General features: G+C 66.0%; 11 protein-coding genes. 7 read left to right on the forward strand and 4 right to left on the reverse strand.

The features are described 5' to 3' along the window. Window positions 1-9: 9 nt before the first annotated feature. Together ACFW0H_RS26295 and ACFW0H_RS26300 are read left to right on the forward strand one after the other, a co-directional pair. Window positions 10-231: a DUF2835 domain-containing protein gene (locus tag ACFW0H_RS26295; protein ID WP_422916786.1), complete on the forward strand. Its 222-nt coding sequence runs from the start codon at window positions 10-12 to the stop codon at window positions 229-231. Window positions 232-288: 57 nt separating this feature from the next. Next, window positions 289-1,314 carry a quinone-dependent dihydroorotate dehydrogenase gene (locus tag ACFW0H_RS26300; RefSeq protein ID WP_422916787.1) on the forward strand — a complete coding sequence of 342 codons (1,026 nt, stop codon included), beginning with the start codon at window positions 289-291 and terminating at the stop codon, window positions 1,312-1,314. A 93-nt stretch (window positions 1,315-1,407) separates the two neighbouring features. Here the strand turns inward: ACFW0H_RS26300 and rmf are convergent, their stop codons facing one another. Beyond that, on the reverse strand, window positions 1,408-1,623 hold the full coding sequence (gene rmf / locus ACFW0H_RS26305; RefSeq protein WP_151132935.1) for a ribosome modulation factor: 216 nt from the start codon (window positions 1,621-1,623) through the stop codon (window positions 1,408-1,410). Window positions 1,624-2,054: 431 nt separating this feature from the next. On the opposite strand from rmf, the gene rlmKL reads away from it, so the two are divergent. Then, window positions 2,055-4,229, forward strand: a complete 2,175-nt coding sequence (gene rlmKL / locus ACFW0H_RS26310) for a bifunctional 23S rRNA (guanine(2069)-N(7))-methyltransferase RlmK/23S rRNA (guanine(2445)-N(2))-methyltransferase RlmL (protein WP_422916788.1) — start codon at window positions 2,055-2,057, stop codon at window positions 4,227-4,229. Between the two features lie 271 nt (window positions 4,230-4,500). Next, window positions 4,501-7,278 (forward strand): sensor domain-containing diguanylate cyclase, encoded by a 2,778-nt coding sequence (locus ACFW0H_RS26315; protein ID WP_422916789.1) that lies wholly within the window; start codon window positions 4,501-4,503, stop codon window positions 7,276-7,278. 34 nt (window positions 7,279-7,312) lie between these two features. Here the strand turns inward: ACFW0H_RS26315 and dacB are convergent, their stop codons facing one another. After that, complete coding sequence (gene dacB, locus ACFW0H_RS26320; RefSeq protein WP_422916790.1) at window positions 7,313-8,770, reverse strand: D-alanyl-D-alanine carboxypeptidase/D-alanyl-D-alanine endopeptidase; 1,458 nt, start codon at window positions 8,768-8,770, stop codon at window positions 7,313-7,315. 223 nt (window positions 8,771-8,993) lie between these two features. On the opposite strand from dacB, the gene ACFW0H_RS26325 reads away from it, so the two are divergent. Continuing rightward, window positions 8,994-9,335 (forward strand): YggL 50S ribosome-binding family protein, encoded by a 342-nt coding sequence (locus ACFW0H_RS26325; protein WP_422916791.1) that lies wholly within the window; start codon window positions 8,994-8,996, stop codon window positions 9,333-9,335. Window positions 9,336-9,525: 190 nt separating this feature from the next. On the opposite strand, the gene ACFW0H_RS26330 is transcribed toward ACFW0H_RS26325, so the two are convergent. Beyond that, window positions 9,526-12,480, reverse strand: a complete 2,955-nt coding sequence (locus ACFW0H_RS26330) for an HD domain-containing phosphohydrolase (RefSeq protein WP_422916792.1) — start codon at window positions 12,478-12,480, stop codon at window positions 9,526-9,528. A gap of 397 nt (window positions 12,481-12,877) precedes the next feature. On the opposite strand from ACFW0H_RS26330, the gene ACFW0H_RS26335 reads away from it, so the two are divergent. After that, window positions 12,878-13,492 carry a response regulator gene (locus tag ACFW0H_RS26335; protein ID WP_422916822.1) on the forward strand — a complete coding sequence of 205 codons (615 nt, stop codon included), beginning with the start codon at window positions 12,878-12,880 and terminating at the stop codon, window positions 13,490-13,492. A gap of 8 nt (window positions 13,493-13,500) precedes the next feature. After that, window positions 13,501-17,121 (forward strand): transporter substrate-binding domain-containing protein, encoded by a 3,621-nt coding sequence (locus tag ACFW0H_RS26340; RefSeq protein ID WP_422916793.1) that lies wholly within the window; start codon window positions 13,501-13,503, stop codon window positions 17,119-17,121. 166 nt (window positions 17,122-17,287) lie between these two features. Here ACFW0H_RS26340 and ACFW0H_RS26345 read toward each other — a convergent pair whose 3' ends face one another. Further along, window positions 17,288-18,352 carry an FUSC family protein gene (locus tag ACFW0H_RS26345; RefSeq protein WP_422916794.1) on the reverse strand — a complete coding sequence of 355 codons (1,065 nt, stop codon included), beginning with the start codon at window positions 18,350-18,352 and terminating at the stop codon, window positions 17,288-17,290. Between the last annotated feature and the right edge of the window lie 7 nt (window positions 18,353-18,359).

Genomic DNA, 18,359 nt, shown 5'->3' on the forward strand with positions numbered 1-18,359 from the left:
GGTGTCTCCATGCCCAGCCTGATGCTGGATATTTCCCTGACTGCCGACGAATTCCTGGCAGTCTATCAAGGTCGAGCCAACCGCGTGCTGTTGCGTAGCCGCGACGGCCGCAAGGTCAGTCTGCCGGCCCGTCACCTGCGACCCCACCTCGGCCATGCCGGGGTACGGGGCACCTTCGAACTGGAATTCTCCGGGGAAGGCCGGTTGCTCAACCTGCGTCGCCTCGCGTGATGCGGGCGGCGCAGCTATAATCGCCGGCCCATATCGCCGATCGATACCCGACCGACCATGTACAGACTGGCCCGCGAGCTGCTCTTTTCCCTGTCCCCGGAAACCTCCCATGAACTCTCCATCGACCTGATCGGAGCCGGTGGCCGCCTCGGCCTCAACCGCCTGCTGACCAAGGCCCCGGCAAGCCTGCCGGTAAAGGTGATGGGGTTGGAGTTCCCCAACCCGGTGGGCCTGGCCGCCGGCCTGGACAAGAACGGCGACGCCATCGATGGCTTCGGCCAGCTCGGCTTCGGCTTCGTCGAAATCGGCACCGTGACCCCGCGCCCGCAGCCGGGCAACCCCAAGCCCCGCCTGTTCCGCCTGCCCGAGGCCGAAGCCATCATCAACCGCATGGGTTTCAACAACCAGGGCGTCGACCACCTGCTGGCGCGGGTTCGCGCGGCCAAGTACGACGGTGTGCTGGGCATCAATATCGGCAAGAACTTCGACACCCCCGTCGAGCGCGCGGTGGACGATTACCTGATCTGCCTGGACAAGGTCTATGCCCATGCCAGCTACGTGACGGTGAACGTCAGCTCGCCGAACACCCCCGGCCTGCGCAGCCTGCAGTTCGGCGATTCGCTGAAGCAATTGCTGGAAGCCCTGCGCAGCCGTCAGGAAAGCCTGGCTGCCCAGCATGGCCGGCATGTGCCGCTGGCGATCAAGATCGCCCCTGACATGAGCGACGAGGAAACCGCCATGGTGGCCAAGGCGCTGCTGGAGTCCGGCATGGACGCGGTGATCGCCACCAACACCACGCTTGGCCGTGAAGGTGTCGAACACCTGCCCTTCGGTGACGAGGCGGGTGGTCTCTCCGGCGCACCGGTGCGCGACAAGAGCACGCACACGGTGAAGGTGCTCGCTGGCGAGCTGGGCGGGCGTCTGCCGATCATCGCGGTCGGCGGCATTACCGAGGGCCGTCATGCGGCGGAGAAGATCGCTGCCGGGGCGAGCCTGGTGCAGGTCTACTCGGGCTTCATCTACAAGGGGCCGGCACTGATTCGCGAGGCGGTGGATGCCATCGCCGGCCTGCCGAAGAATTGAGGGAAATAAAAAAGGGCTCCCGCTAGGGGAGCCCCTGGGCTCGCGCCCGCCGCCCGGATGGGGCGTGCTTGGTGAAGTCGGTGTGATCCAGTGTCAGCCGACAGCGTGGAGTTCGTTCAGTCGATGAATACCGGCGGCGCCGGTGTAACCATCCCAGTTGTCGCCACGGCCCTCGCGCCAACCGTTGATCCAGGCTTGCCGTGTGGTGGGATGGGTGAAAGGACAAAGATCGCGGGATTTGCCATTGATGCCGTGCTGATAGCCGCGCAAGAATGCTCGTTCCATCGGATCACGCTTAAGTCTTCTCATAGGGTGTAGCCCTCATTTGTTGACTGTTATGTCCATTGGCCTCAAGTCGAGGCCTGGCAGAAAATACTCTGCCCTCGAAGTCCCGTTGCCGGCGTGACGGGCCTTCATCCGCTGCCATTGCGGCGGCGGTTAAGCTGAGTTCTAACCAATGCTCCCAGGCATGTGAATGATCGTTTTGTCATAAGGACGTAACTTGAAGGTGGCAACGGCCATAAGCTGTGGGAAACGAAATTTGCCTTTTTTCGGTCTAACCCCCGTGGTTTCGGGGCCGGAGAAAGACGTGATGTCATGGTGCTATATCGTTTTTTGCACGATGCAGTAACTTTTCCATTCCGACGAAGGGCCGTTCCGCGACCTTACGTCACACATTCTGTTACCGCACAGCTCAGATTCTGTGCCGCTGATCGCCTCTAAAGGCCCTGGATTTGCCCATGTCGGACCGCTACGAACTTTTCCTCACCTGCCCGAAGAGCCTCGAGGGCCTGCTGGCCGAAGAGGCCACACGCCTCGGCCTGGAGGACGTGCGCGAGCAGGTGGCCGCCGTGCGTGGCCAGGGCGACCTGGAAACCGCCTACCGCCTGTGCCTCTGGTCCCGCCTGGCCAACCGCGTGCTACTGGTGCTCAAACGCTTCCCGGTGCAGAACGCCGAGGACCTCTACCAGGGCGTGCTGGCGGTGGACTGGCATGACCACCTGATGCCCAGCGGCAGCCTGGCGGTGGAGTTCAGCGGGCACGGATCGGGCATCGACAACACCCACTTCGGCGCCCTCAAGGTCAAGGACGCGGTGGTGGACAAGCTGCGCGGCGCCGATGGCGTGCGCCCCTCCATCGACAAGGTCAATCCGGACCTGCGTATCCACCTGCGCCTGGAGAAGGGCGAGGCCATCCTCTCCCTCGACCTCGCCGGCCACAGCCTGCACCAGCGCGGCTACCGCCTGCAGCAGGGCGCCGCGCCGCTGAAGGAGAACCTGGCCGCGGCCATCCTGATCCGTGCCGGCTGGCCGCGCATCGCCGCCGAGGGCGGCGCGTTGGCGGACCCCATGTGCGGTGTCGGCACCTTCCTGGTGGAGGCGGCGATGATGGCCGCCGACATGGCGCCCAACCTCAAGCGCGAGCGCTGGGGTTTCTCCAACTGGCTGGGCCATGTGCCGGCGTTGTGGAAGAAGCTCCACGAAGAGGCTCGTGATCGCGCCGAAGCCGGCCTGGCCCGTCCGCCGCTGTGGATTCGCGGCTACGAGGCCGATCCGCGCCTGATCCAGCCCGGCCGCAACAACATCGAGCGTGCCGGCCTCAGCGACTGGGTGAAAATCTACCAGGGCGAGCTGGCCACCTTCGAGCCGCGCCCGGACCAGAACCAGAAGGGTCTGGTCGTGAGCAACCCGCCTTATGGCGAGCGCCTGGGTGACGAAGCCAGCTTGCTCTACCTCTACCAGAACCTGGGCGAACGCCTGCGCCAGGCTTGCCTGGGCTGGGAGGCGGCGGTATTCACCGGCGCGCCGGAACTGGGCAAGCGCATGGGCATCCGCAGCCACAAGCAGTACGCCTTCTGGAACGGCGCCCTGGCGTGCAAGCTGCTGCTGCTGAAGGTGCTGCCGGAGCAGTTCGTGACCGGCGAGCGCCGCTCCGAGCAGGGCGAGGGCGCCATACCGCGCAGCGAACCGGCGCGCCTTTCCGAAGGCGGCCAGATGTTCGCCAATCGTCTGCAGAAGAACCTGAAGTCGCTTGGAAAATGGGCGCGCAAGGATGGCATCCAGTGCTACCGCCTGTATGACGCCGACATGCCCGAATACGCCGTGGCCGTCGATCTCTATGGCGACTGGGTGCACGTGCAGGAGTACGCGCCGCCCCGTTCCATCGACCCGGAAAAGGCCCAGTCACGCCTGCTGGACGCCCTGGCGGCGATTCCCCAGGCGCTCGACGTCGACCCCGCGCGCGTGGTGGTCAAGCGCCGCGAGCGCCAGAGCGGAACCCGCCAGTACGAGCGCCAGGGCAGCGAGGGCCGTTTCATGGAGGTCAGCGAGGGTGGCGTGAAGCTGCTGGTGAACCTCACCGACTACCTGGACACCGGTCTGTTCCTCGACCACCGTCCGATGCGCTTGCGCATCCAGCGCGAGGCCGCCGGCAAGCGCTTCCTCAACCTCTTCTGCTACACCGCCACTGCCAGCGTGCATGCGGCCAAGGGCGGTGCCCGCAGCACCACCAGCGTCGACCTGTCGAAAACCTACCTGGACTGGGCGCGGCGCAATCTGTCGCTGAACGGTTTCTCCGACAAGCACAGGTTGCAGCAGGGCGACGTGATGGCCTGGCTGGCCGAGGACCGTGGCGAATACGACCTGATCTTCATCGACCCGCCGACCTTCTCCAACTCCAAGCGCATGGAAGGGGTGTTCGACGTGCAGCGCGACCACGTCCAGCTGCTGGACCTGGCCATGGCGCGCCTGGCGCCGGGCGGGGCGCTGTATTTCTCCAACAACTTCCGCAAGTTCCAGCTGGATGAAGGCCTGGCGGATCGCTATGCGGTCAGCGAGATCAGCGCCGAGACCCTGGACCCGGACTTCGCCCGCAATCCGAAGATCCACCGCGCCTGGCGCCTGGCCATCCGCTGAGGCGCCGTCGGGAATCCGCCACGCGGATTTCCACCCCGCGCGGTCCTTCGCAAGCTGGACCGCGCGTCATTGCCCCGCGACCAAAGCCCCGCCTGCGGGGCTGTGCAATCCTGCTCGCATTGACCTGGAATCAACCGGCGGCAGCTCCGGCCGTCCGACGATTGCCCTGGGCGGTCGATTGCCCGCCGCCGCCGCTAGGCGAAGTGCCACTATCTGACTATGTTGAAGCTCACAGGGACGGTATTTCCAAACCCAGACTCGAGTAGTGAGCATGCGGTCGCCTGCGACGGAAAAACTGAACCTGTCGGCGCTCCTGTCCGGCCGCCCTCTGGTGTGGCTGGTCTGCCTATTGACTCTGTTCGGTGGCGCAGGGCTTAGCCTGCTGCTCAGCGAAGCGGTGCGCAACGCCGAAGAGACGCAGCTGCGTGAACGTTTCTACCTGGCCGCCAGCGAACGCATCAGCCGCATCCAGGAGCGGCTGGACCACCAGCTCGAGGAGCTGGATGCCGTCCAGCGTTTCTTCAGCAATTCCCATGAAGTCACCCTTGGCGAATTCCAGGGCTTCGTCGGCCCTCTGCTGGGCGACACCCTGGTCTACTCCTGGGTGCCACGCATCGCCGCGAGCGAGCGGGAGAAGTTCGAGGCTCGTGCTCGCGCCGAGGGCATGGCCGGTTTCGCCATCCGTGACCTGCAGGACGACAGCCTGGTGCCCAGCCCGCCACGGGACGAGTATTTCCCCGTCTACTACAGCGTGACCTCGCGTATCGACGAAGTGCCCCTTGGCATGGACATGAATTCCAATCCGGCGCGGCGTGCGGCCATCGCCAAGGCACGGCGGACCTATGGCCTTACCGTCACCGAGCGGGTGCGGGTGATCGGCGTGGCGGAGAGCGAGGCCAGCGGCGTGGTGATCCTCGCCCCGGTCTATGACGGCACCCGGCCGGGCGATGTTGGCCTGCGCGGTTTCGTGGTCTCGGTGCTCAGCCTGCACCTGGAAATGGAGGCCGCCATTGCGCCGCGCAACCTGGAAAGCCTGGTGATGCGGGTCAGCGATGTCAGCGAGGATGGCCGCGAACAGCTGATCTACCAGAGCGCCGAAGCGCCCGAGAGCGAGCTGCGCCAGCGCCGCGTGGTGCCCTTCGGCGACCGCCGGTACCTGCTGGAAATCGTGCCGAGTTCAGCCTTCCTCGCCGGGCCGGGGCTGTCCACGGCCGACCTGGTGGCCTTCAGCGGGCTGGCCTTTTCGCTGTTGCTGGCAGGTTACCTGCTGCTGCTGATCAATCAGCGGCAGAACGCGCTGGCGCTGGTGGCCGAGCGCACGGTGACGCTGCGCGAACGCGAGCTCGAACTGCAGCTCAGCGAGGAGCGCTGGAGCTTCGCCCTGGACGGCGCCGGGCATGGCGTCTGGGACTGGGAGCCGCAGTCCGGGCGGATATTCCTCTCCCGCGGCTGGAAGACCATGCTCGGCTACACGGAGGACGAGGTGGCCGACAGCCTGGAGGCCCGCGCCCGTCTCATCCACCCCCAGGATCAGCCGCTGGCCCGCGCCGAACTCGAACGCCACCTGCGTGGTGCCAGCGCGGCCTACCAGAGCCAGCATCGCATGCTGCACAAGGATGGCCGCTGGATCTGGGTGCTGGACCGCGGCAAGGTAGTGGAGCGGGGGCCTGATGGCGCGCCCATGCGGATGATCGGCACCCAGACCGACATCAGTTCCAGCAAGGCCGTGGAACTGCAGTTGGCCATGGCCCACGGCCAGTTGCGCAGCCTGCTCAACGCGGCGACCCAGGTCGCCATCGTCGGTATGGACCTGCGGGGTGCCATCCTCCAGTTCAATGTCGGCGCCGAGCGCATGTTCGGCTACCGCGCGCTGGAGATGATCGGCCGCCATCCGGTGGTGCTGCACCTGGAGAGCGAGGTCCAGGGGCGCTGCCGGGAGCTCGGGCGGGCTCTGGGGCGGCTGGTCCCGGATTTCCAGGCCTATATCGAGGAAGTCACGGCCGGCGACCGCTTTGATGAGCGTGAGTGGACCTTCCAGCGCCGCGACGGCAGCCAGCTGATCGGCAGCCTGATCCTCACCGGTGTGCGCGACGAGCGCGACGTGCTGGTGGGTTACCTGGGAGTGGCCATCGACATCACCGAGCGCAAGCACGTGCAGCAGGCACTGGAGGAACGCGACCGGCTGCTGGAGAAGCTCAGCGACCGAGTCCCCGGGGTCCTGTACCAATGCCGCATGGAGCCGGACGAGCGTTTCAGCTTTCCCTACACCAGTGCCGGCATAGTCGAGGTCTTCGAGGTGGCGCCGGAGGTGGTGCGGGACGATGCCACCGGGCTACTGGAGCGTGTCCATCCGGACGACCTGGAGCGGGTGCAGGGCTCCATCCGCCGCTCCGCCGAGCTGCTTACCACCTGGCGCGAGGACTTCCGCGTGCTGCTGCCGCGCCAGGGGCTGCGCTGGCTGCGCGGCGAATCGGTGCCCGAACGGGGTGAGGACGGCGCCGTCCTCTGGCATGGCTACATCACCGATATCACCGGCTTGAAGCTGGTGGAGCAGGAGCTGCGCGCGCTATCGATCACCGATGCCCTCACGGGTGTCTACAACCGACGCTACTTCCAGGAGCGCCTGGAGCTGGAGATCGCCCGCGCCGAGCGCCACGAGGGGCCGCTGGCACTGGTGATGCTGGATGTGGACCATTTCAAGCAAATCAACGACTGCCATGGGCACGATGCCGGCGACCGGGTGCTCAAGGCCCTCTGCGCGCGGGTCGGCGAACGTCTGCGGCGCATCGACGTGCTGTGCCGGCTGGGGGGCGAGGAGTTCGTGGTGCTCTGTCCGGATACCAACCTCGAGCAGGCCGAGTCGGTGGCCCAGGCGCTCTGGCAGGCGCTGTCGCGGGAGAATGTGGAGGGGGTCGGCCAGGTCACCGCCAGCTTCGGCTGTGCCGCCTGGCGCGAAGGGGAGAGTGCCGATGACCTGTTGCGGCGGGTGGATGCCGCGGTCTACGCGGCCAAGCAGGCGGGACGCAACCAGATCCGCACTGCCGATTGAGAGGGCGGCCGCCGCAGGGGCGACCGCCTTCGGCTCACTGGGTGTCGGCGACACTCTTGGGCTGGCGATAGAGATCCACCAGGACCTGGTCGAGGATGGCCGAGGCGCCCCAGGGGCGCGAGTCGTTGAGGATGGCGACCACCGCCCAGGTGTTGCCGTTGCTGTCGCGGCTGAAGCCGGCGATGGCGCGGACGGTGTTCAGGGTGCCGGTCTTGATGTGGGCCTCGCCCTCCAGCGCCGTGCGGCGCAGGCGCTTGCGCATGGTGCCGTCCATGGCCACCAGCGGCATGGAGGCGATGAACTCCGCGGCATAGGGGCTTTGCCAGGCAGCCTGGAGGATGGCGGCCATTTCACGTGCGCTGACCCGCTCGTTGCGCGACAGGCCGGAACCGTTCTCCATCACCAGGTGCGGCGCGGTGATGCCCTTCTTCGCCAGCCAGTCACGGATCGCCCGCTGCGCGGCCTTGGCGTCGTCGCCATCGGCAGCGGTGCGGTAACGCGCGCCGATGCTGAGGAACAACTGCTGGGCCATGGTGTTGTTACTGTACTTGTTGATGTCGCGGATGATTTCCACCAGGTCCGGGGAGAAGGACCGCGCCAGCAGCTTGGCATCCTTGGGCACGTCGCCCAGGCGGTCCTTGCCGCTGATGCTGCCGCCCAGCTCTTTCCAGAAAGCGCGTACGGCGCCGGCGGCATAGCCCGGATGGTCAAGCAGGGACATGTAGGCCTGGGCGCTGCAGCCTTCCGGCAGCTTGCCGCTGGCGATCAGCGTGGTGCCGTCGAACTGGGTCACCGGGTTGTAGCGTACATCTGGCCAGGACGGGCACTTGGCGGCCTTGGTCGCCTGCACCTTGTTGTCGATGCGAATGTTGTCGAGCGGCGGTTCCATGGCCAGGCTGACCTGGCCACCTTCGGCGCGGGCGATCAGGCGTACGGCCTTGAGGTTGACCAGCAGCGAGTCCGGGCCGACGAGGAAGGGCTTGTTTTCGTCACCGCCGTCATCATTGAAGGAGGGGAGCTGCGGATGCACGAAATAGCTGCGGTCCAGCACCAGGTCGCCGGTGACCTGGCGCACGCCGTTGGCGCGCAGGTCACGCATCATCAGCCAGAGCTTTTCCATGTTCAGCTTGGGGTCGCCGCCACCCTTGAGGTAGAGGTTGCCGTTGAGCACGCCGTTCTTCAGCGGGCCGTCGGCGTAGAACTCGGTCTTCCACTGGTAGGTCGGGCCGAGCAGTTCCAGTGCGGCATAGGTGGTGATCAGCTTCATGGTGGAAGCCGGGTTCACCGAGACATCGGCGTTGACCAGGGTTTGGGCGCCAGGGCCGGTGAGCGGCAGGGTCACCAGAGACAGCGACGAAGTGGCGATCTTGTTGGCGGCCAGAGCCTTCTGCACCTTGGCAGGCAGACTGGTGTTGACCTGCGCGGCCTGCAGCGGCAGGGCGCAGGGCAGAATCAGGGCGGCGAGCGCGATCGTACGGATGGACTTGAACATCAAGACTTGCCCTCCTGGCGAGGGCGGGTGACGAAGACGAATGACATGGCAGGTGTTCCCACGAGGGTTCGGGAAATCGGCGCATTATGCCGCAACCCTGCCCGAACTGCGCGGATCCGCCATTCATTTCGTCCGTCCATGGGGGGGCAACGGCTCTCGGGCGGGCAAGTTGCGGCGGAAGCTGCTAGAGTGCCGCCCGTCAAATCTCCCGAGGAACTGCCTTATGGCCACCAACCGCTCCCGCCGCCTGCGCAAGAAGCTTTGCGTCGATGAATTCCAGGAACTGGGTTTCGAACTCGTCTTCAACTACAAGGAGGGGCTGGACCCGGAAGCGGCTTCGGCGTTCTTCGAGCGTTTCGTCACCGAAGCGATCGAGGGCAACGGCCTCGGTTTCATCGGTGCCCAGGACTATGGCTTCGTCTGCCTCGGCAAGCGTGGCTCGGTAAGCGCGGAACAGCGTGCCCAGGTCGAAGCCTGGCTGCAGAAGGGCCACGCCGAGCTGGCCGGCTCCACCGTCAGCCCGCTGCTCGACGTGTGGTACCCGGAGAATCCCGTCAACGCATGACGGGCTGCGGAAAAAAAGGGCGCCTTTGGGCGCCTTTTTTGTGACTGTGGGATGGCTTTCCTACTGTGGGGGCGAATTCATTCGCCAAGCAGGCCGAAGGTCTGCCATCGGGAGCCCCATAGGGGCAGCTTCGCTACCCTTGGCGAATGAATTCGCCCCTACAACGTTTGCGCCAGCGATTGCCTGTTGCTCAAGCCAGCCCCGCCTTCGCCAGCACCGCCGCCTCGTCCACTGCATCGATCTGTTCCGGCTTCATGAATCGTCGTGCGTAATCCAGGTAGACCCCTGAGCGGATGAAGAGGCCGAACAGGTCGGGATCGATGTGGGCATTGCGGCACATGCCGGACATGATGCCGAGGGCTTCGGAGAGGATCTTGCCCTTCTTGTAGGGGCGGTCCACCGCCGTCAGGGCTTCGAAGATGTCGGCGATCGCCATCATCCGCGCCGGCAGGCTCATCTGTTCACGGGTCAGGCGTTTCGGGTAGCCGGTGCCATCCATCTTCTCGTGGTGCCCGCCGGCGATTTCCGCCACGTTCGCCAGGTGCGCCGGGAAGGGCAGGTGATTGAGCATCAGGATGGTCTGCACGATGTGGTGGTTGATGACGTAGCGCTCTTCCTCCGTCAGGGTGCCGCGGCTCACGGAGAGGTTGTACAGCTCACCACGGTTGAACTTGTACTCCGGCACCCTGAGCTTGAAGCCCCAGGGATTGTCCGGGGCGATCAGGTCGCTGGCGGGGCGTTCGAAAAGGTGGTCGGGGCGGTCGGCCAGCAGGTTTTCCTCGACCGGCAGCGGCTGCGGCGGCGTGCGGGCCAGACGCTGGGCCTCTTCCCAGGAAACCCCCAGGCGGTTGTCCAGGGTGCGGGTCCAGGTGCGCGCGGAGATGCGCTTGAGGCGCTCCTGGTCTTCCTCGGCCATGGCCTCGCCGCCCAGGTTGCAGCGGGCGATGAAGGCGAAGTCGTCATCCAGCGCCGCCAGCTCCTGGTCACGCCGACGCGCCTGTTCGCCTTCGTCCGCGCCTTGGGCGATGGCCCGCCAGTAGTCCACCCAGGCATCGCGCTTGAGCACTTCGAAGCGGGTACGGACCTCGTGGATGCGGTCGTACAGGGTTTCCAGTTTGGTGGCCTTGTCCACCACGTACTCCGGCGTCGTGACCTTGCCGCAGTCATGGAGCCAGGCCGCGATATGCAGGGCTTCCCACTCTTCGTCGGTGGGCTTGAAGCCGCGGAACGGCGGCTCCTCGCTCGCGGCAGCGGCCCGGGCCAGCATGAGGGTGATCTCCGGTACGCGCTGGCAGTGGCCGCCGGTGTAGGGGCTCTTGGCATCGATGGCGCCGGCCATCAGCTGGATGAAGGCATCCAGCAGCTGCTTCTGCTTCTCCAGCAGCCGCTGGCTTTCGATGCAGAGCGCGGCGACGCCGGAAATCGCTTCGACGAAGGCGATGCGCTCCGGGCGCAGGATGGCTGGCCGGGCTTCCCTGCCGACGTCGCGGTGGAGCAGGACCAGCACGCCGATGGTGTTGCCCTGGCGGTTGTGCAGCCCGGTACTCACCAGGTGAACCCGCGGGCTTTGCAGGGTCTTCAGCAGGTCGCAGTAGGCGCCGGCCTGATCGTAGCCGAAGGAGCAGACCTGGCTTGGGCCGCCGTGGGCCGGCAGGTCCAGCCAGTGCGGCAAGGCCGGGCTTTCCAGGCCGAAGCCCCGGATGCCGTGGGCCTCGAGATCCTGCTCCTGGTCGTTGAGGAACAGGCCATGGGGCTCCAGGCGGCCCTTCTGGGTGTCGATCAGGTAGAGGAGGCCGCCGGAGGCTTCGCCGATGTCTATGGTTTCGTCGAGGACGCGGCGCAGCAGGTTGTCGAACCGGGTTTCCGCCGAGAGGCTGGAGGCAATATCGAGGAAGCTGGAAATGGTTTCCTTCATCCGCGCCATGGCCACCGCCAACTGGTCCACCTCCAGCACGGGCGAGTTGCCCATGGCGGGCAGGCTGAAGTTGAAGCTGCGGATCGCCTCGGCCTGGGTGACCAGCGCCTGGAGCGGCTTGACCACAATGCGCGAGAGCAGGAAGCCGAGCGGGATGCAGAGCAGCAGGATCGCCAGGGTCAGGATCGCGCCTTGCCAGCGGATGCGGTAGGCGTCGTCCAGCAGCTCATCCTCGGGTGCCAGGATGCCGAGTTGCAGGCCCTGGGGGCCGCCTTCCTCCAGGCGCTGGCGGGCCACCACCCAGCGGCGATCGTCGATCTGCAGGCTGGTGCGCAGGTCGTCTTGACCCGCGAGGCCCGCCAGCGCCGCCAGGGGCGGACTGAACTCCTTGACTTCGCCCAGTTCGGGGGCGCCATTGATCCGCTTGACCAGTTTGCTGGTGTCCGGGTACGCCACGGCGCGGCCGTCCGGCTGGTACAGCACCACTTCGGTGGAGGGGGTGACCCGGTGATCGGCCAGGGTGGCGGAAAGGTCGTCCAGGGTCAGGTCGGCCCCTATCACCGCGTCGCTGCCGCTGGGCCGGGCCAGGGTGGTACCGACCGCGCCGCTGGAGAAGAACACATAGGGTGCGGTGGCGATTGCTCCGTCCTGCTCCAGGGCCCGGTAGTACCAGGGTCGGCCGCGCGGGTCGTAGCGTTCCCTGAGTTCCTGGCGGCGAACGATCTCGTTGAGCGCATCATCGAAGAAGAAGGTGAACGAGCGAGCCCGGGACAGGTTGTCGCGCTCGATGCTCCAGACCTGGTATGCGGCGCCGGGCGGGGCGTTGAAGGCCGTCTTCAGCCGCTCACTGCGCAGGGGGCGGACCATGAAGAAGTCGCCGTCGTCATAGCCCAGATAGAGGGCGGCCAACTTGGGATTGTCCGTGAGGGCACGGGTCAGCGGGTGCAGAAGCAGGTCCAGGCGATCGAAGCTGTCCTGGCGCTGGTCGCCGCCGCTCAGGGCCAACAGGTTCAACAGGTGGTGGATCGGCTGGTAGGTGTGGCGCAGGTCGGTTTCGACTTCGCCGCTGATGCGGCCGAAAAGCTCGTCACTGCTGGAGAGGATGATCTGGCTGGTCTGGCGGTAGTTGAACAGGCCCAGGACCACGCCGGTGAGGAGCAGCAGCAGGGTGAAGAGCACGCTGATATGGACATGCAGCGGAAAGCGACGCTCTGCGAACTTTTGCAGCATTGAGGAAGCTCCTTGGCCCCGGTCCCTGGGGGGCTAAAGGAGCATAGATGAGCGCGGTTGGCTTCGTCGTGCAAATTGCCATGGGGGCGGGACGGGTTCGGTAGGCCGGGGGGGGCGCCAAGGCTTTCACCAGGCCGGTGGGGTGGTGCGGATCTAGCAGAGTTTTCTTCCTGAACCGAGCGATCTTCCGCGTTGAAACTGACCAGTTGCCGTAGGAGATGGCCTAAGGTGCGGTAAGCCGCGTCTTTAAGTGGAGAAGCGGCCCTTCCTGGGCTCGACAGGGGAGCCGGCATCTCTATCTTGGCAGCGTTCAATCGCGCGAAGGAGAGCTGCCGTGAGCAAGCTGGTCAATCTGGATGATTTTATCGAGCCGGGAAACGAGTCCGCCTACAAGGTGATGATCGTCGACGATCATCCGGTGATTCGCCTGGCCGTGCGCCTGCTGCTCGATCGCGAGGGTTATTCGATCGTGGCGGAAACGGATAACGGCGTGGACGCCATCGCCCTGGCGCGGGAGCACGAGCCGGACCTGGTGATACTCGATATCGGCATTCCCAAGCTCGGCGGCCTGGATGTCATCGCCCGCCTGCATGCGCTGGACATGCCGCTGCGGGTGCTGGTGCTGACCGGGCAGAACCCCAACCACTACGCCACGCGCTGCATGCAGGGTGGCGCGGCGGGCTTCGTCTGCAAGGAAGGTGATCTTTCCGAAGTCACCGCGGCGGTTCGGGCGGTGCTCTCGGGCTACAGCTACTTCCCCAGCGACGTGATCAAGTCCGGCAAGCGCCAGATCGGTCTGCCGGACGAGGTCGAGATGATCGACCGCCTTTCCGATCGCGAGCTGGTGGTGCTCAAGTTCCTCGCCAACGGCTACAGCAACAAGGAAATTGCCGAGGAGATGTTCATCAGCAACAAGACGGTCAGCACCTACAAGACCCGCCTGATGCTCAAGCTCAACGCCCGATCCTTGATCGAGCTGGTGGAGTTCGCCAACCGCAATGCCCTGGTGTGACCCTGGCCATGCGCTTGTCCGCCCTGCTGGCAGGCTCCCTCCTGGGCAGCCTGCTGCTGTCCCCGCACTGCCCTGCGAGCGAAGTCGTGCCCCTGCAGCTGCTTGGGCGCTCCGAGGCGCGGGATCTGCGGGTGCCGCTGGAGGAGCAGGACAGGCTCTGGCTGCGGCACAAGCGCGTATTGCGCATAGGTACCAGCGAACCGGACTTTCCGCCCTTCGATATCACCGCCAGTGGCCTGGAATACGAAGGGATCACCGCCGACTACCTGAGGTTGATCGCCCAGGCCCTGGAGATCGATGCCGAAGTCCTGCGCTATCCGGACCGGGAAGCCGCGCGCGCTGCCCTGCGCGCCGGTGAGGTCGACCTGCTGGGCAGCAGCCTCGAGGCCGATGCGGCCAGCCCGGGCCTGATCCAGACCCGCCCCTATGTCCAGCACCAGCCAGTGATGGTGATGCGCATCGATGATACTCGTGCCGCTGAAGGAGACCTCGCGGGGCTGCGCCTGGCCGTTTCCGAGGAGGGACCGGATCCGGCTCAGGTCCGCCAGCTCTACCCCGGTGCGAGGCCCAGCCTGCACAACTCGGTGCGCGGTGCATTGCAGTCGGTGGCTTTCGACCAGAGCGACCTGTTCATCGGCGATGCCATCACCGTCAATTACCTGATCGGGCAGGGCTACCTGACCAACCTGCGGATGACCAACTTCGCCGGTTTCGACGGCGTGGGGTTCAGCTTTTCCCTGGCCGCGGACAACCAGCAGCTGCGGCGCATCCTCGATCTCGCGATAGCGGCCATACCCGAAACCGAGAGGGCGGGGATCCTGCGACGCTGGGGCGGTGGCTCGGGGATGTTTCTCGAGAACGCCCGGCTGCACCTGACCGAACGGGAGCGGCGCTGGCTGAGGCGGCACGGGCCGGCCAGGCTGGTGGTGGACGGCTCCTTCGAACCGCTGACCTTCTTCAATGCGCAGAAGCGTTTTCGCGGCATAACGCCCGACTTGCTGGAGCTCATCCGGCAGAAGACCGGCCTGACGGTCGAGGTCCAGGACGCCGTCAGCGTCCAGGGGATGCTCGATCGGTTGCGCAATGGCCAGGCCGATATGGCGGCAACCCTGGTCTCGACACCGGAACGGAACGAGTTCCTCCACTTCACCCGACCCTACTTCAGCAGCAGCAACGTGCTGGTGGTGCGCCTGTCGGAACAAGGCCTCCAAGGCCTGGACCAGTTCGATGGCAAGCTCCTGGCCATCCCCGGCGGCCATGCCATGCGTGGCTACATCGAGCAGCGCCACCCGGGCGTGCGTCTGCTGGAAGTCGGCAGCGGTATCCAGGCGCTTTCCAGCGTCGCCGAAGGCAAGGCCGATGGCGCGTTGCACGCCATGGCGTCGGCAAGTTTCCTGATCAATCGCTATTACCCCGGCAAGTTGCGCATCGCCGATACCGTCGGGCGGGACCCGGCACGCTATGCCTTCTCGGTCGTGCATGGCGAGCCGGAGCTGCTGAGCATCCTCGACAAGGCGCTGCTGTCCATCTCGCCGGACGAGTTGGGCAACATCGTCAATCGCTGGTACACCAATGCCGAAGTGGCCGAAAGCACCTGGGTCGAGTACGAGGAACGGCTCTACGAGGTGGGCTTCGCCTTTCTCCTGCTGTCGGTGCTGTTCGCCGGCTGGGCCCTCTACCTGCGCCGCCAGGTGAAGCGGCGCGAGCGCAAGGAGCGCTGGCTCAATGACCAGCTGGAATTCAAGCGCTCGCTGATCGACGGCATTCCCTTCCCGCTGTCCGTACGTGACCTGGAGGGGCGTACCATCACCTGCAACCTGAGTTTCGAAGCTGCCTTCGGCCTGGAGCGGGAGGCGCTGCTGGGCAAGCGCCTGACGGCCGTGCAGGGCCTGCGGGTCGAGGCCCTGGAAGCGCTGGAGTCGCTCAACCTGCGTGCCCTGCAGGAGGGCCGGGCGCAGTTCAGCGACCAGCAGCTGCACCTGTGTGAAGAGACGCTGGAGGTGTCCTACTGGGCCATCCCTTATCGCAATGCCCAGCAGCGCATCCTCGGCCTGATCTGTGGCTGGGTGGACATCACCGAACGCAATCGCCTGATGGCCGAGCTGCGTCAGGCCAAGGACCAGGCCGAGTCGGCCAATGTGGCGAAAAGCCGCTTTCTCGCCACCATGAGTCACGAGATTCGCACACCATTGAACGCCATCATCGGCATGCTCGAGTTGGCGCTCAAGCGCGAGAGGCCGGACCGCGAGGCGATCACGGTGGCCCAGGACTCGGCCAATTCATTGCTGGCGCTGATCGGCGATATCCTCGACATCGCCAAGATCGAATCCGGGCGGATGGTCCTCGAACCCCGACAATCCTCCCCCAGGGCGCTGACGGAATCGGTGGTTCGGGTGTTCGAGGGGCTGGCGCGGCAGCAAGGCCTGGAGCTGCTTCTGCACCTGGACCTCGCTACCACGGACGACGTGATGGTGGACCCGTCCTGTTTCAAGCAGATCCTTTCCAATCTCATCAGCAATGCCATCAAGTTCACCGACCGGGGCAACGTCTGCGTGAGCCTGTGCAGCGCTTCGGTCGAAGACGGGCAGGTGCACCTGAGGCTGGTGGTGGAGGACAGCGGAATCGGTATCGCGAAAGAGGACCAGAAGCGGCTGTTCCAGTCCTTCACCCAGTTCGCCGGCAGCATGAGTGTGGAGCGCGGCGGTACTGGTCTGGGGCTGAGCATCTGCCGCCGGCTGGTGAGCCTCATGGGCGGGCAGCTCGAATTGCACAGCGAGCTCGGTGTCGGTACGCAGGTTACGGTGGACCTGTGGCTGCCTCGACGCGAGCCTCTGCCGCCAGCCCCGGAACCGTCCGCCAGGCTTGAGCCGGCTGCGAACACCTACCGTGTGCTGGTGGCGGACGATCATCCGGTCAACCGCATGGTGCTGGTGCAGCAACTGGAATTCCTCGGGCACCGGGCGGCGCAGGCCGGGAACGGCGAAGACGCCCTGCGCGCCTGGGAGGAAGCGGAGTTCGACCTGGTCATCACGGACTGCAACATGCCGGTAATGAACGGCTTCCAGCTCGCCCGCTGCATCCGTGAGCGCGAACGCTGGCTCGGTAAGGCTCCCAGCAGGGTCATCGGGCTGACCGCCAACGCGCAGCCGGAGGAGTTGGCACGCTGCCGGGAGGCGGGCATGGATGACTGCCTGTTCAAACCCATCGGCCTGGAAGGGCTGCAGCGTTACCTGCAAGGCCTCGACTCTGTCGATTCCGCGGCGCAGGCGGCGCGTGGGAGCGATTCGCCGATCCGCCTCGACCCTGGCCTGCTGGAGCGCAGCATCGGTGGCTCCGCCGGGGCGGCGCGCCTGCTGTTGACGGAGATGCACCGGTCCAGTCAGGCCGACGCCCTGGAACTGGACACCTTGCTGCAGGCCGGGGCTTGGGAAGAGCTGGAACGGTTGGTGCACAGGGTCAAGGGGGCCGTGGCGCTGTTCGACGCACAGCCCCTGCTCGGCCAGTGCATCGCCTTTGCCGAGGCCTATGCCGGTGGTGTCCGGGAGGTCGAGCTGCGGCGGCTGGCGGAGATGGTCCGGCGCAGCCTGGACAACCTGCTGGAGGCATTGGCGCAGCGCCTGGAGGAATGAGGCCTCTGTATGCATGACGCGATGGAGCTGACCAGGTAGGGTGCGCCGCGCGCACCAAGGGTTGAGCGAGGCGCAGGCGCTGACCCCGGGATCGGTGCGCATGGCGCACCCTACGGTGGGGCAAGTGCAGGGACTCCGCGAATCCGGGCTCTACGAACGTGGATGCTCATTCCCCCTGGCGCGCTTCCTCCATCCGTGGCGCCGGAGTTCCCCAGCGCAGGCGGGCACGGTGGGCGAGGTAGGCCACCAGCAGCGCCAGCGCCGCGCCCAGCAGGGTGTTGTAGAGACGCACCTCGGGCAGGTGCCAGTCGAGGGAGAGGCTTTCAGCCAGCAGCACGAAGCAAACGGTGGTCTGCGCCACGAAGAGTCCGTAATGCTGGGCGATGTAAGCCCGGCTGAGGACGATCAGCGGCAGCATGCAGGCCACCAGTAATCCGGGACTCTGCAGCCAGCTGCCCACCCCGATCAGGATCAGCGCGCCGACCAGGCTGCCCAGGCCGCGCTGGATGCCGCGAACCAGGCTGCCGTTGAGGTCCATCTGGATGGTGGTCATCACCGTCAGCGTCAGCCAGTAGCCTCGCGGCAAGCCGGAAAGGTTGACCGCCAGGCCGGCGAGTGCGCCGGCCGTACAACAGGCCGTCGCATGGATCACCCAGAGGCGCTGCGGCAGTCGCTGCGCATGGCGGCGCATGACCTGGGCGAACTCGCCGAGGCGGGGCATCAGCGGCCATAGCCGCAGACCCCGGCTCGCGCGCAGGGCGAAGGCCAGCAGCATCACCCAGAGTCCACCGATGGCGAACAGCGCCCCTACCGCCAGGCCGTTGTGCAGATTGCCCAGCCCCGCCTGGCCCTGGCCGAGGCACAGGCAGACCGCCAGCCCCACGCCCAGCTTGCCGAGCTCCGTGCCGTAGCGTTGCAGCACAGCCAGCAGCAGGCCGACGAAGGCGAAGCTGGCCAGGCTCAGCAGGGGATGGCTGGCGGACCAGAAACCCAGGCCGGCGCTGACGGCGCCCAGCCCGGTAAGCAGCGTCATGCGCAACATGCCGAGGCGATGGAAGGGGTTGGCCAGGGAAGCCTGGAAAGCGCCGGTGGCGGCCCAGAGAAATCCGCTGTGGCTGGTGAACAGGCCCAGCATCAACGGCAGCCCGCACCCCGCGCCCGCCATCAGGGCGGCGCCCCAGGCCGGGGGGCCGGCGTGCCAGCGCAGGCTCTGTTTGAACAAGGTTCGCATCAGCGCT

It is taken from the genome of Metapseudomonas cellulosilytica (assembly GCF_049334135.1).
Classification (GTDB): Bacteria; Pseudomonadota; Gammaproteobacteria; order Pseudomonadales; family Pseudomonadaceae; genus Metapseudomonas.